Source organism: Streptomyces sp. NPDC044063 (genome assembly GCF_056434285.1).
The window spans coordinates 1-13,020 of record NZ_JBWKFM010000028.1 but is presented as its reverse complement, the minus strand read 5'-3'; the positions used below and the strand labels follow the sequence as shown (position 1 = coordinate 13,020).

14 protein-coding genes are annotated in these 13,020 nt (G+C 73.5%); 8 read left to right on the top strand and 6 right to left on the bottom strand.

The features are described from left to right. Positions 1 to 169 precede the first annotated feature (169 nt). Positions 170 to 436, top strand: a complete 267-nt coding sequence (locus tag AC07BS_RS27745) for a hypothetical protein (RefSeq protein WP_478643147.1) — start codon at positions 170 to 172, stop codon at positions 434 to 436. Between the two features lie 40 nt (positions 437 to 476). Here AC07BS_RS27745 and hutH read toward each other — a convergent pair whose 3' ends face one another. The 5 genes from hutH to AC07BS_RS27720 all read right to left on the bottom strand — a co-directional run bounded on the left by hutH (position 477) and on the right by AC07BS_RS27720 (position 6,586). Next, positions 477 to 2,021, bottom strand: coding sequence for a histidine ammonia-lyase (hutH, locus tag AC07BS_RS27740; RefSeq protein ID WP_478643149.1), 1,545 nt, complete (start codon positions 2,019 to 2,021; stop codon positions 477 to 479). Positions 2,022 to 2,134: 113 nt separating this feature from the next. After that, positions 2,135 to 3,274 carry a GGDEF domain-containing protein gene (locus AC07BS_RS27735; protein WP_478643258.1) on the bottom strand — a complete coding sequence of 380 codons (1,140 nt, stop codon included), beginning with the start codon at positions 3,272 to 3,274 and terminating at the stop codon, positions 2,135 to 2,137. Between the two features lie 185 nt (positions 3,275 to 3,459). Then, positions 3,460 to 4,302: an enoyl-CoA hydratase/isomerase family protein gene (locus AC07BS_RS27730; protein ID WP_478643151.1), complete on the bottom strand. Its 843-nt coding sequence runs from the start codon at positions 4,300 to 4,302 to the stop codon at positions 3,460 to 3,462. Between the two features lie 129 nt (positions 4,303 to 4,431). Then, the gene (locus AC07BS_RS27725; RefSeq protein ID WP_478643153.1) at positions 4,432 to 5,541 is read right to left on the bottom strand and encodes an adenylate/guanylate cyclase domain-containing protein; all 1,110 of its coding nucleotides are present in this window, start codon (positions 5,539 to 5,541) and stop codon (positions 4,432 to 4,434) included. A gap of 193 nt (positions 5,542 to 5,734) precedes the next feature. Further along, entirely contained in the window at positions 5,735 to 6,586 is an 852-nt protein-coding gene (locus AC07BS_RS27720) for a biotin--[acetyl-CoA-carboxylase] ligase (RefSeq protein WP_478643155.1), read from the bottom strand. Positions 6,587 to 6,753: 167 nt separating this feature from the next. Here AC07BS_RS27720 and AC07BS_RS27715 point away from each other — a divergent pair, with 167 nt between their 5' ends. From AC07BS_RS27715 to AC07BS_RS27695, 5 genes are all read left to right on the top strand, one after another. Beyond that, on the top strand, positions 6,754 to 8,352 hold the full coding sequence (locus AC07BS_RS27715) for an acyl-CoA carboxylase subunit beta (RefSeq protein WP_478643156.1): 1,599 nt from the start codon (positions 6,754 to 6,756) through the stop codon (positions 8,350 to 8,352). Positions 8,353 to 8,415: 63 nt separating this feature from the next. After that, positions 8,416 to 8,622 (top strand): acyl-CoA carboxylase subunit epsilon, encoded by a 207-nt coding sequence (locus AC07BS_RS27710; RefSeq protein ID WP_478643158.1) that lies wholly within the window; start codon positions 8,416 to 8,418, stop codon positions 8,620 to 8,622. A gap of 80 nt (positions 8,623 to 8,702) precedes the next feature. Further along, on the top strand, positions 8,703 to 8,831 hold the full coding sequence (mmpB, locus tag AC07BS_RS27705) for a morphogenic membrane protein MmpB (RefSeq protein WP_478643161.1): 129 nt from the start codon (positions 8,703 to 8,705) through the stop codon (positions 8,829 to 8,831). A gap of 148 nt (positions 8,832 to 8,979) precedes the next feature. Next, a complete protein-coding gene (locus tag AC07BS_RS27700) occupies positions 8,980 to 10,431 on the top strand; it encodes a peptidoglycan D,D-transpeptidase FtsI family protein (protein WP_478934838.1) in 1,452 nt (483 codons plus the stop codon). Between the two features lie 59 nt (positions 10,432 to 10,490). Continuing rightward, positions 10,491 to 11,102: a Maf family protein gene (locus AC07BS_RS27695; RefSeq protein WP_478643166.1), complete on the top strand. Its 612-nt coding sequence runs from the start codon at positions 10,491 to 10,493 to the stop codon at positions 11,100 to 11,102. A 46-nt stretch (positions 11,103 to 11,148) separates the two neighbouring features. On the opposite strand, the gene AC07BS_RS27690 is transcribed toward AC07BS_RS27695, so the two are convergent. Beyond that, entirely contained in the window at positions 11,149 to 11,712 is a 564-nt protein-coding gene (locus AC07BS_RS27690; RefSeq protein ID WP_478934837.1) for a hypothetical protein, read from the bottom strand. Positions 11,713 to 11,860: 148 nt separating this feature from the next. Between AC07BS_RS27690 and AC07BS_RS27685 the strand changes: the two genes are divergently transcribed. Both AC07BS_RS27685 and AC07BS_RS27680 read left to right on the top strand, forming a co-directional pair. Next, positions 11,861 to 12,625 carry an IclR family transcriptional regulator gene (locus AC07BS_RS27685; RefSeq protein ID WP_478934836.1) on the top strand — a complete coding sequence of 255 codons (765 nt, stop codon included), beginning with the start codon at positions 11,861 to 11,863 and terminating at the stop codon, positions 12,623 to 12,625. A 294-nt stretch (positions 12,626 to 12,919) separates the two neighbouring features. Further along, positions 12,920 to 13,020: biotin carboxylase N-terminal domain-containing protein (locus tag AC07BS_RS27680; protein ID WP_158786612.1), on the top strand; the 101-nt coding region annotated here is incomplete at its 3' end.

The window sequence follows — 13,020 nt, the reverse complement described above, 5'->3', positions numbered from 1 at the left end:
GGGCAACCATGGCAAACGGGGTCTTGACAACGGCCTTACACAGGTTCCACAGGCCCCCGCACCCCCGCGACTTCCCCCCGGGCCACCGGTATCACTAACATCGTGTCAGTCGGGACTCGCCGAAGCTCCACGACCCCCAATCTCCATCGTCGCAAGGGGGATTCATCCTGTGACCACCCGTCGCCCGCTGCTCACCGCCGTCGCCGCCGGCACACTGCTGAGCGCGATGTGGTTCGTACCGAGCGCCAACGCGACGCCCGACCACCGCACGGCGAAGCCCCCGGCCGCCACAGCGCCGCGGACGTCCGAAGTGGCCCTGGCGGACACCGGCGGCGTGGACACCACGCCGTACCTCTTCGGTGGCATCGCGTTCGTGGCGGCCGGGGGCGCGATGGTCACGGCCGCCGTACGCAGGTCGCGCACGGCGGCTCGTTAAGGGCCCGGCCCGGGGAAAGGGCCTCCTCGGGCCCCCGGGATCAGGCCAGCGGGCCCGTGACGCTCTCGGCGGCCTCCACCAGGCCACCGGCCCGTACGAAGGCGTCCGCGGCGGCCAGGTCCGGGGCCAGGAAGCGGTCCCCGCCCGGGCCCTCCACACCGGCCGCGCGCACCGCGGCGATGACCGCCTCGGCGGCCGGGCCCGGCTTCAGGCCCTCGCGCAGCTCGATCGCCCGGGTGGCGGCGACCAGCTCCACCGCGACGACCTTGGCCAGCGCCTCGACGGCCGTGCGCAGCTTGCGCGCCGCCGACCAGCCCATGGAGACGTGGTCCTCCTGCATGGCGGAGGACGGGATGGAGTCGACCGACGCGGGCACGGCCAGCCGCTTCATCTCGCTGACCAGCGCCGCCTGCGTGTACTGGGCGATCATCAGCCCGGAGTCGACGCCCGCGTCCCCGGCCAGGAACGGCGGCAGGCCGTGCGAGCGGTTCTTGTCGAGCAGCCGGTCGGTGCGCCGCTCGGCGATGGACGCCAGGTCGGCGGCCGCGATGGCCAGGAAGTCCAGCACGTACGCGACCGGCGCGCCGTGGAAGTTGCCGTTGGACTCCACGCGCCCGTCGCGCAGCACGACCGGGTTGTCGACGGCGGAGGCGAGCTCGCGGTCCGCGACCAGCCGCGCGTGCGCCAGCGTGTCCCGGCCGGCGCCCGCGACCTGCGGCGCGCAGCGGATGGAGTAGGCGTCCTGCACCCGGGGGGCGTCGTCCTGGTGGTGCCCGGTGAGCCCGGAACCCGCCAGGACGGCGAGCATGTTCGCGGCGCTGGCGCCCTGCCCGGGGTGGGGGCGGATGGCGTGGAGCTCGGGGGCGAGGACCTTCTCGGACCCGAGCAGCGCCTCCAGCGACAGGGCGGCGGTGACGTCCGCGGACGTGATCAGCCGCGCGAGGTCGGCGCAGGCCATGACGAGCATGCCGAGCATGCCGTCGGTGCCGTTGAGGAGCGCCAGCCCCTCCTTCTCGCGCAGCTCGACCGGCTCGATCCGGTGCTCGGCCAGCAGCTGGCCGGCCGGCCGGACGACGCCGTCGGGCCCCTCGGCGTCGCCCTCGCCCATCAGCGTGAGCGCGCAGTGCGAGAGCGGCGCGAGGTCGCCGGAGCAGCCCAGCGAGCCGTACTCGTGCACCACGGGGGTGATCCCCGCGTTGAGGATGGCGGCCATGGTCTCGACGACGAGGGGGCGTACGCCCGTGTGTCCCGAGGCCAGCGTCTTCAGGCGCAGGAACATCAGCGCCCGCACGACCTCGCGCTCCACGCGCGGGCCCATGCCGGCCGCGTGCGAACGGACGATGTTGCGCTGCAGCTGGGCGCGCAGGTCGGGGCTGATGTGGCGCACGGCCAGGGCACCGAAGCCCGTCGAGACGCCGTAGACGGGATCGGGCTTGGCGGCCAGGTCGTCGATCACCTGCCGGGAGGCGGCGACGGCGGCCAGCGCCTCCTCGGACACGACGACGCGTGCGGCGCCGCGCGCTACGGAGATCACGTCCGCCGCGGTCGTTCCGTGCGTCCCCACCACCACAGTGTGCATATCCATATTCAGGCACCCTAGGGACTGAATCGCCAGCTGTCACTACCCCTTTTTCTCACGCCCTTCCCGTGCCCTCCTCCGGCTTCCCTCCTGCTACAACGCGTGCACGGACGCATGCCTTACCCCGAGCGCCCCCGGAACCGGCGGCGCTCCGTCCCCGCCCCCGGCACGGGCGGCGGCGGCCGGTCCGCCATCCGCACCACCGGATCCGCCAGGCCCCCGTCACGCCCCGCGACCACGGGCCGCGCCGACCGCGCCGCCTTCGCCCGGTACTGCGCCGCGTCGGCCAGCCGGAACAGCCGGCGCGCGGAGCGCACCTCCCCGATCGGGTCCCCCGTTGAGGCCACTCCGCACGCGACGCCCTCGCCCAGCTCCAACCCGGCGGCGCGACGGCACAGTTCGCCGGCCACCCGCACCACCTCGTCCGCCGCCGGACCCACCGTCAGCAGGCAGAACTCGTCCCCGCCCAGCCGCGCCGCCAGGGCGCCGGGCAAGCGCGCCCCGCACAGCGACAGCACCGACCCGAAACGTTCCAGCAGCCGGTCGCCCACCGCGTGGCCCAGGGTGTCGTTGACGGCCTTGAGGCCGTTGAGGTCGCAGACGACGAGGCTCACCACCGTGCCGTCCGCGAGGTGGGCCTCCACGGCCTCGTCCAGCCGCGCGTCGACCGCGCGCCGGTTGGCCAGCCCGGTCAGCGGGTCGGTGAAGGCGAGCCGCCGTACCTCCTCCAGCCGCTCGGTCTGGACGATCCCGGCGGCCGTCACCGCGGCCAGCACGGTGGCGAACTCGGCGTCAGCGGGCCCGAGGACGGGCGCCCCGACACGGCGCGCGACGTACAGCTCGCCCCAGGCCCGCCCGTGCAGCACGATCGGGGCGACCACGCAGCAGCCCCGCCCGCGGCGTCGCAGATCGGCGACCCGCTGGTGCCGGTACGCGCCGCTCCCCGCGTCCGTACGGGCACCCTCGTCCGGGCCGGCGGCGGCGCCCGCCTCGGTGGTCTCCACCCAGGCCCGCGGCTGCCCGCCCGTCCACTCCTCGTGGAGGAACTCGGTGATCTCGGGGTAGTCGTGGACGGGATAGGACTCGTCGGCGGGGAACCGCTCCTCCCCCGCCGCCCGGTCCCCCGCGTTCACCAGGACCCGCAGGCGGCCCCGCTCCCGCTCCCACACCGAGACCGCCGCGAACGTCCCGCCCAGCGCCCGCCGCGCGCCCTCCGCGGCGACCTCGACGGCCTCGTCGAGCCCCTGCGCCGCCGCCATGGCCTGCGACAGTTCCACCACGGCCCGCAGGCGGGCGTCGTGGTCGTCGCGGTCCCCGTCACCCACCACCCGAGCCTCGCATTCAGCCGCCGTGCGCGGCTTCCGCACTCCAGCGTAAGAACGTCGGACTCATTCCGCTTTACGACCGGGCCACGGATTGCCGTAAGCGGGCCACGGGTTTCCCGTCACTCGCCGGGCCAGTTCGGCTTCCGCTTGTCGTTGAACGCGGCGACGCCCTCGGCCCGGTCGCCGGAGAAGGCCACGGTCCGCCAGGCCGCGTCCTCCACCTCCAGCCCGGCCCGCAGGTCCAGCCCGTGCCCCAGCCGCAGCGCCCGCTTGGCCGCCCGCAGCCCGACGGGCGAGTTGGCGGCGATACGGGAGGCCAGGGCGAGCGCCTCGGCGCGGTCGCGGCCCTCCTCGACGACCAGGTCGACCAGGCCCAGCCGGCCGGCCTCGGCGGCCTCCACCCGCCGCGCGCTGAAGATCAGCTCGGCGGCCCGGGCGGCGCCGACGCGGCGCGGCAGCAGCTGGGTGCCGCCGCCGCCCGGGATGACCCCGACCGACACCTCGGGCAGCCCCACCACGGCGGTGGCGTCCGCCACGATCACGTCGCAGGACAGCGCGAGCTCGAAGCCGCCGCCCAGCGCGAAGCCGTGCACGGCGGCGATGGCCGGCACGGGCAGGTCGAGCACGCCCGTGTAGGCGGCGCGCGCGTACGGGCGCTGGCGGCCGAGGTCGGCGTCGGTGAAGGAGTTGCGCTCCTTGAGGTCGGCGCCGACGCAGAAGGCGCGTTCGTGGGTGGAGGTGAGGACGACGGCCCGTACGGCGCGGTCGGCCGCCAGCGCGGCGGTGGCCTCGGCGATGCGGCGGCCCATCTCCGTGGAGACGGCGTTCATGGCCTTGGGACGGTCCAGGACGAGCTCGGCCACGTGGCCGTCCTCGTGGCGGCGGACGGCGACCCACTCGCCGAACCGCTGCTCCTCCGTGCCCGGCTGCTCATCCCTGCTCAGCTGCTCACCCGTGCTCATTGCGACGACCTCCGGCGGACGTGAACGATCGTGAACCGACTGCCGGCGATCATCGCAGCCGCCGGGCGCGCCCGGAAGGCCCCGGCGGGCGGGCAGGCGGGAGGCGATCACCGCCCACCGCCCCGTCCGTCAGGTGTCCCGCCGCGTGAGCAGCCACGGCTCGACGACCCCGAGCCCGCGCACCGGCCGCTGCCACATCGGTTGCAGCGCGAACCGGTACTCGGCGTGCGGCTCGCCGGCCTGTTCGGCCGCCGCGACCTCCGCCTCCGACTTCGGCGCCTCGCCGCTGCGCGCGAGCTCCTCCGCGAAGGCGCCGTCCACCAGGACGGCGTCCTTCGGCGCTATCGAGGTCAGCCGGCTGGCCAGGTTGACGGTGGTGCCGAAGACGTCGCCCATCCGCGTGGTGACCGTGCCGAAGGCGATCCCGACCCGCAGCTCCGGCATCGTCTCGTCGTGGGTGAGCGTCTCGATGAGCCGCAACCCGATCTCGGCGGCCGTACCGGCGTCGTCGGCCGCGAACAGCACCTCGTCGCCCAGCGTCTTGATCAGCCGGCCGCCGTGCGCGGCCACCAGGTCGGCGGCGGTGGTCTCGAAGGCCTCGACGAGCTCGCCGAGCTCCTCCTCCTCCAGACGCCGCGTCAGCCGGGTGAAGCCGACGAGGTCGGCGAAGCCGACGGCGAGCCGCCGGTCGACCATCTCGGCGTCGTCGGCCGCCTGGACGACCCGGCCGGTGGCGGCGGCGAGCTGCCGCCGCCAGACGTAGACGAGGAACTCCTCCAGCTCGGGCAGCAGCAGCTCGACCAGCGGATAGGTGATCTCCGTGCGGGTCATGCCCTCCTGAGGCTCGGTCAGACCCTCCAGGAAGGAGTCGATCTGCCAGTCGGCGAGCCGCGCCGTGGTCTGCCCGGTGGACCGGGCCACCTGCACGGCCATGGGCTCGCTGAGCAGCCCCGCCTCCACCAGACCCGCGAGCCGGCGCAGGGCCAGCACGTCCGCCTCGGTCAGCGCCCTGGCCTGGCCGATGTCGGCGAAGCCCATGGCGCGCCAGAAGCGGGCCGCGAGGTCCATGGACACCCCGGCCGCGCGGGCGGCCTGGAAGGGGGTGTAGCGCCGCTCGGCGCCGAGGATCAGCGCCTCCAGCCGGAGCGCGAGGGGGTCTCCGCCCTCGTCGCCGCCCTCCTCGCCGAACTCCTCCTGGGCGGTTCGGCGCGCCGCACTGTCCGTCTCGTCGGCGGTCACCGGCCGCCCCCTGTCCGATCCGTGCGCACTGCCCTGCCGATCACTGCTTGCCTGGGTTCCCGGCACAACGATACGTCAGGTGTGCCGTAGCTCACTCTCCTGACGGCCCCGCGCTCACTCTTTACGACCTTTACGGGACTCCTTTACGCGCCCATTAAGACGCCCGGCCGCCCGGCCCGGCCGCCCGGGGTCCTCACGCCCCGGCCGGGCGCAGGTGGACGATGTCGCCCGCGCCCACCGGCCGCTGCACGCCCTCGGCGGTCGCCAGCACCAGCCGCCCGTCGCCGTCCACGGCCACGGCCTCGCCGACCAGTTCGCGACCGCCGGGCAGTTCGGCCCGTACGGTGCGGCCGAGGGTGGCGCAGCCTGCCGCGTACGCGTCCTGGAGCCGGCAGGCGGCGGGGTCGCCGCCGGCGGCGCGCCACGCCTCGTACCACTCCTCCAGCGAGCGCAGCACGGCCCGCAGCAGCGGATCGCGGTCGACGACGCGGGCCCCGGCGAGCGCCAGCGATCCGGCGGCGGGCACGGGGAGCTCGTCGGCGCGCAGCGAGACGTTGAGCCCGATGCCGACGACGACGCTGTCGCCGGCCCGCTCGGCGAGGATGCCGCCGGTCTTGCGCTCGGCGCCGTCGATGGTGACGAGCAGGTCGTTGGGCCACTTCAGGGCGGTGTCGACGCCGGCTGCGCGGGTGAGCGCGGTGGCGGTGGCGACGCCGGCGAGCAGCGGCAGCCAGCCCCAGCGTTCGACGGGCACGCCGGGGCCCGGGGTGAGGCGGACGGAGAAGAAGAGCCCGGAGCGCGGGGGCGCGCTCCAGGTGCGGTCCAGCCGGCCGCGGCCCGCGGACTGCTCCTCGGCGACGAGCACCGCGCCCTCCGGTCCGGCGGAGGAGGCGAGGTCGGTGTTGGTGGAGCCGGTTCGCCGGACGACGTCGACGGAGGTCCACAGGGCGCCGGGGCGCAGCAGACCGCGGCGCAGGGCGACGGGGTTGAGCGGCGGCCGGTCGAGATCGGACCAGCGGTTTCCGGAAGCGTCGGAGGGGGTCATGAAGGCCACCATAGGAGGAGAAGTGCGGGGGAAACCGGACGGTCGCGATGTGGCCAACGACGCACTGCCGCAGCGCATCCGCGCGGCTACCCTACGAACCGGTAGCACGGCCTGTCCCACCCTTACCGGACTGTCCCACCCCTCTGGACGAGCAGGAGCCGCATCCCGTGTCCGAGCCAGACGCCATTGGATTCGACATCCACACCACCGCGGGCAAGCTCGCGGACTTGCAGCGCCGGATCGAGGAGGCGACGCACGCCGGCTCCGCCCGGGCGGTGGAGAAGCAGCACGCCAAGGGGAAGCTGACGGCGCGCGAACGGATCGATCTGCTGCTGGACGAGGGGTCGTTCGTCGAACTCGACGAGTTCGCCCGGCACCGGTCCACCAACTTCGGCATCGACGCCAACCGCCCGTACGGGGACGGCGTGGTCACCGGCTACGGCACGGTCGACGGCCGCACGGTCTGCGTGTACTCGCAGGACTTCACCATCTTCGGCGGGTCGCTCGGCGAGGTCTACGGCGAGAAGATCGTCAAGGTGATGGACTTCGCGCTGAAGACCGGCTGCCCGGTCATCGGCATCAACGACGGCGGCGGCGCGCGCATCCAGGAGGGTGTGGTGGCGCTGGGCCTGTTCGCCGAGATCTTCCGGCGCAACGTCCACGGCTCCGGCGTCATCCCGCAGATCTCCCTGATCGTGGGACCCTGCGCGGGCGGCGCGGTGTACTCCCCGGCCATCACCGACTTCACGGTGATGGTGGACAGCACGTCGCACATGTTCATCACCGGGCCGGACGTCATCAAGACGGTGACCGGCGAGGACGTCGGCTTCGAGGAGCTGGGCGGCGCCCGGACGCACAACACCACCTCGGGCGTGGCGCACCACATGGCGGCGGACGAGAAGGACGCCATCGACTACGTCAAGGCGCTGCTGTCCTACCTGCCGTCCAACAACCTCTCCGAGCCGCCGGCCTTCCCGGAGGAGGCCGACCTGGAGGTCTCCGACGCGGACCGCGAGCTGGACGTGGTCATCCCGGACTCGGCGAACCAGCCGTACGACATGCACTCCGTGATCGAGCACGTGCTGGACGACGGCGAGTTCCTGGAGACGCAGGCGCTGTTCGCGCCGAACATCATCACCGGCTTCGGCCGGGTCGAGGGCCGCCCGGTGGGCGTCGTGGCGAACCAGCCGATGCAGTTCGCGGGGTGCCTGGACATCGACGCCAGCGAGAAGGCCGCCCGCTTCGTGCGCACCTGCGACGCCTTCAACGTGCCGGTGCTCACCTTCGTCGACGTCCCGGGCTTCCTGCCGGGCACCGACCAGGAGTACAACGGCATCATCCGGCGCGGCGCCAAGCTGATCTACGCGTACGCGGAGGCGACGGTCCCGCTGATCACGGTGATCACGCGCAAGGCGTTCGGCGGGGCGTACGACGTGATGGGCTCCAAGCACCTGGGCGCCGACCTCAACCTGGCCTGGCCGACCGCCCAGATCGCGGTCATGGGCGCCCAGGGGGCCGTCAACATCCTCCACCGCCGTTCCCTCGCGGCGGCGGAGACGCCCCAGGCGCAGGAGGAGCTGCGGGCGAAGCTGATCGCGGACTACGAGGACGCGCTGCTCAACCCGTACGCGGCGGCCGAGCGCGGCTACGTCGACGCGGTGATCATGCCGTCGGAGACGCGCCGCCAGATCGTGCGGGGGCTGCGGGCGCTGCGCGAGAAGCGCGAGGTGCTGCCGCCCAAGAAGCACGGCAACATCCCGCTGTAGGCCACCAGGGCCGCGCCCGTGCCGGGGCGCGGCGAGGACGATCACCGACGAAGGGACGCTGACGTGATCAAGGTCGTACGGGGCAACCCGACACCGGAGGAGCTGGCCGCCGCACTGGCGGTGGTTCGGGCCCGCGCGGCGGCGGGTGCCGCCGCCGCGCCCGAGGCCCCGGACCGTTCGGAGTGGTCGAACCCGGCCCGGCTGGCGGCGGCGCACCGTACGCCGCACCCGGGCCCGCGCGCCTGGCGCACGACGTACTGGCCCGCCTGAGCACGCCCGCCGTGCCGCGCCGTGGCGCCTGAGTACGCGTACTCAGGCGCCCTCGCCGTTCCGGGCCGACCATGGAGGTCATGCTCTGGTCCGACCCGTCCGACGAACCGCCCGAGGAACTGCGCGAGGCGCAGGACATGCTCAGGCGGGCGGGTCTCGTGCTGGCCGTGGGCGTGATGCTGCTGTTCCTCCTGCTGGGGACGCTCTGACACCCGCCCTCTTCGGCGTATCGCCGCCCGCCCCTTCCGTCACAGTCGCCTCATAGGTTTGTCCTGACCGCAACCACATTCGCCCGATTCACGTCATGGCCAGTGTTATGCCGCACATATCGGGACATCCGTGGGAGTCGGTCGGACCATGAACAAACCCGTACGCCATATAGCCGTCTTCAGCGGGCTGCTCGTGTTGTCTCTGCTCGTCCGCGCCACCTGGGTGCAGTTCGTCCGCGGGGACGAGCTGGCCGATCACGAGCACAACCGTCGCGTCGCCATCGCGAGCTTCTCCCAGCCGCGCGGCGACATCATCGTCGGCGGCCGGCCCGTCACGGGCTCGGCGACCACCGACGGCGACCTGAAGTACAAGCGCACCTTCACCGACGGCCGGATGTACGCGCCGATCACGGGCTACTCCTCGCAGAGCTACGGCAGCTCCTACCTGGAGGGCGTGAACAACAAGCTGCTCAGCGGCACCGACAACCGCCTCTTCCTCCAGCGCACGGCCGACATGATGTCCGGGAGGAAGCCGCGCGGCGGCGACGTGGTCACCACCATCGACCCCAAGGCCCAGAAGGCCGCCTACCAGGGCCTCGGCGACCGCAAGGGCGCGGTCGTCGCCCTCGACCCGCGCACCGGCGGGATCCTCGCCCTGGCCTCCACGCCCTCGTACGACCCGTCCGTCTTCGCCGGCAACGGCAAGAAGGACCAGGCCGCGTGGGACGCGCTGCAGAAGGATCCGGACAAGCCGATGAACAACCGGGCGCTGCGGGAGACCTACCCGCCCGGCTCCACGTTCAAGATCGTGACGGCCGCGGCCGCCCTGGAGAACGGCCTCTACACGGACGTCGACGCCGCCACCGACTCCCCCGACCCCTGGATCATGCCGGGCACGGTGACCCGCCTGCCCAACCAGAACCCCAACGCCCCCTGCAAGAACGCCTCGCTCAACGTCGCCATGCAGAACTCCTGCAACACCGTCTACGGCAAGATCGGCTCCGATCTCGGCAAGGACAAGCTGCGCGCGACGGCCGAGAAGTTCGGCTTCAACCAGGAGTACTTCGTCCCGGTCCGGGCCAGCAAAAGCACGTTCCCCCAGGACATCAACACGTCCCAGACCGCCATGGCCGGCATCGGCCAGGGCAGCCTGACGGCCACCCCGCTCCAGGTCGCCATGGTGACGGCCGCCATCGCCAACGACGGCAAGCTGATGAAGCCCTACATGGTCGAGGAACTGCGCGGCCCCGACCTCTCGACGCTCGAGAAGCACCAGCCGGAGCAGATGTCCCGGGCGGTCTCGCCCGAGGTGGCGAAAAAAATCCAGCGGATGATGGAGGACACCGCGACCAAGGGCACCGGCAAGGCCGCCCTCATCGACGGCGTCACCGTCGGCGGCAAGACCGGCACGGCCGAGCGCGGCGCGGGTCGGAAGAACCTGGCCTGGTTCATCTCCTACGCCAAGACCGCCGACGGCTCGCCCGTCGCGGTGGCGGTCATGGTCGAGCCCGACGACAACGTGCCGGACGAGGAGATCTCCGGCGGCAAGCTCGCGGGCCCCATCGCGCAGAAGGTCATGCGGGCGGTGCTCGGCAAGTGAGCCGGAGCCGGGTACGAGCGGGGGCGGGACCGGGTCCGGGACCGCCTACCCTGGCCCCCATGAGCAACCGCACCCCGTCCCGGCGCCTCGTCCTGGCCTCCCAGTCCCCCGCCCGCCTCGGCCTGCTGCGCCAGGCCGGCCTCGCCCCCGAGGTGATCGTCAGCGGGGTCGACGAGGACGCCCTCGACGCGCCGACCCCCGCCGAGCTGGCGCTGGTCCTCGCCGAGGCCAAGGCGGCGGCCGTGGCGGTCCAGGAGGCGGCGGCCGGGGCGCTGGTCGTCGGCTGCGACTCGGTGCTGGAGCTGGACGGCCAGGCGCTCGGCAAGCCCGCCGACGCCGAGGAGGCGACGGCCCGCTGGAAGTCCATGCGCGGCCGCTCCGGCGTCCTGCGCACCGGCCACTGCGTCATCGACACCGCCACCGGCCGCAGGGCCTCGGCGACGGCCTCCACGACGGTCCGCTTCGGGGAGCCGACCGACGCCGAGATCGCCGCCTACGTGGCCTCCGGCGAACCGCTGCACGTCGCCGGGGCCTTCACCCTGGACGGCCGGTCGGCACCGTTCGTCCGCGGCATCGACGGCGACCCCGGCAACGTCATCGGCCTGTCGCTCCCGCTGCTCCGGGACCTGCTCGCCGAGCTCGGCACCGGCATCACCGACCTGTGGGCCTGAGGGGGCCGGCGGGGCCGACGGGGCTCGGACGCGCCCTGGAGCGGCTCTAGAGCGGCAGCGCGCTGGTGGCCTGGCCGACCTGCTTCAGCTGGTTGAGCTGGTTGAGCTTGCTGAGGCCGTTGATGACGCCGGGGTGCAGGCTCTGGTCCTGCGAGGGCGCGACGTCCGGCGCCGGGGGCGCCATGGGGGCGCCCGCCGGCGGCTGAGCGCCCTTGGCCTGGCCCTGCCCCTGAGCCTGCTTGCCGTGGGCGGCCTTGGCGGGGGTGGCCTTGCCGGGGGTGGCCTTGCCGTGGGCCGCCTTCGCCGGGGCGGCCTTGGCGGGCGCGCCCTTGGCCGGCGCACCCTTCGCCGGAGTGCTCTTCGCGGGCGCGCCCTTCGCCGGGGCGCCCTTGGCGGGCGTGCCCTTCATGGGCTTGCTCTTCGCCGGAGTGCCCTTCCCCGAGGCATCGTTCGCCGGGGCGCCCCGCTCGGGCGCGGTGACGTGGATGTCGCCCGCGGTCGAGGACGGAGGCGGCGCGACCGGCGTCGGCGCGGCGACGGCGGTGGCCGCGGAGGACAGGGACAGTGCGGCGCCGGCCAGAGCGGCAGCGGCAGCGATGCGCTTGATCATGACTTCTTCAACGATGTCCGCCCATATCGGTCACGAACGGCTGAGCCGCCCGGGGGAACTTCGGGCACGCCAGGCATACTTCGCGGGCCGCGCGCCTGTGCGAATCTGGAAGGCCCGCCCGTACGCCCCGTGAAGGAGCCCGCCCGCCATGCCGCAGTCCCTGGACCGCGCCCTGGACCTGCTGGACGCCGTCGCGGCGTCCGAGGGGCCCGTGCCCGCCAAGGCGCTCGCCCGGCAGCTCGGCTGCGGACTGTCCACGGTCTACGAGCTGCTGGGCACCCTCACCGCGCGCGGCCACCTGGTCCGTACGCCCGCCGGCTACGCCCTCGGCTACCGCCTCCCGGCCCTGCACCGCGCCTTCCAGCGGCAGATGCGCCTGGCCGACGAGTTGCAGGAGCTCCTCGTCGCGGCCCGGCGCGCGGCGGGCGCGGACACGTACTTCAGCGCCTACCGCGACGGCGGTGTCGCCGTCCTGGCCGGTGCCGCCACCGGGCACCCCGCCACCGGCGGCTTCACCACGGGCCGGGACACCGTGCCGCACGCCACCGCCCACGGCAAGGTGCTGCTGGCGGCCCTGCCGCGCGCGGCCCGGATGCGCCAGCTGACGGTGACCGGCATGCCCGCCGTCACCCCCCGCACCATCACCTCGGCGGAACGGCTGGACGCCCAGCTGCGGCAGGTGCGACGGGAGGGCATGGCTGTGGAGATCGAGGAGTGCGCGTCCGGGGTGGCCTGTGTGGCAGTCCCTGTGCCGGTGCTCGCGCCGGGCGCGCCCGCGGCCGTGTCGGCGGCGCTGCCGCTCGACGAGTTCCACCGCCGCGGACGGCAGGTGACGGAGGCTCTGCGGCGGACGGCGGCGCAGGTCGCCACATTCCACGGCCTGCACGACATCAGCCGCCCTACCGGCGGGTAGATCTCTGGAAACGGACCCTCACCGCCCGGGACGGCACGCAAACTTTGTGTCACCCGTTCGTAGGGACTCCACAAAGAATCGGCGGCGTCGCTCGCGGGCGCCCGCCGAGACCTTGACCACAACATCAGGCGGCGGGCGCGCGAGATGACCCGGCGTACCGTGGAGGACCTGGGGACTTCGGTCCGGGAACGGCTCCCCTTTCACGCTCCGTGTGGGCAAGGTCACCCCGGAAGTCGGGTCGGCACAGAGTGTCGCCAGTACCTAAACTCACCTTGTTTCAAGGAGGGAGCCATCGTGCGCAAGGTGCTTATCGCCAACCGAGGCGAAATCGCTGTCCGTGTCGCTCGTGCGTGCCGGGACGCGGGGATCGCCAGTGTGGCGGTCTATGCCGATCC

Excerpts from the sequence above, each read along its gene's own strand:
- mmpB (WP_478643161.1), top strand. The coding sequence starts at position 8,703 with ATGCTCTGGTCCGACCCGTCCGACGAACCGCCCGAGGAACTGCGCGAG.
- AC07BS_RS27735 (WP_478643258.1), bottom strand. The coding sequence starts at position 3,274 with ATGGCGGCGGCGCAGGGGCTCGACGAGGCCGTCGAGGTCGCCGCGGAG.
- AC07BS_RS27720 (WP_478643155.1), bottom strand. The coding sequence starts at position 6,586 with ATGACCCCCTCCGACGCTTCCGGAAACCGCTGGTCCGATCTCGACCGG.
- hutH (WP_478643149.1), bottom strand. The coding sequence starts at position 2,021 with ATGGATATGCACACTGTGGTGGTGGGGACGCACGGAACGACCGCGGCG.
- AC07BS_RS27685 (WP_478934836.1), top strand. The coding sequence starts at position 11,861 with ATGCCGCAGTCCCTGGACCGCGCCCTGGACCTGCTGGACGCCGTCGCG.
- AC07BS_RS27730 (WP_478643151.1), bottom strand. The coding sequence starts at position 4,302 with ATGAGCACGGGTGAGCAGCTGAGCAGGGATGAGCAGCCGGGCACGGAG.
- AC07BS_RS27695 (WP_478643166.1), top strand. The coding sequence starts at position 10,491 with ATGAGCAACCGCACCCCGTCCCGGCGCCTCGTCCTGGCCTCCCAGTCC.
- AC07BS_RS27700 (WP_478934838.1), top strand. The coding sequence starts at position 8,980 with ATGAACAAACCCGTACGCCATATAGCCGTCTTCAGCGGGCTGCTCGTG.
- AC07BS_RS27690 (WP_478934837.1), bottom strand. The coding sequence starts at position 11,712 with ATGATCAAGCGCATCGCTGCCGCTGCCGCTCTGGCCGGCGCCGCACTG.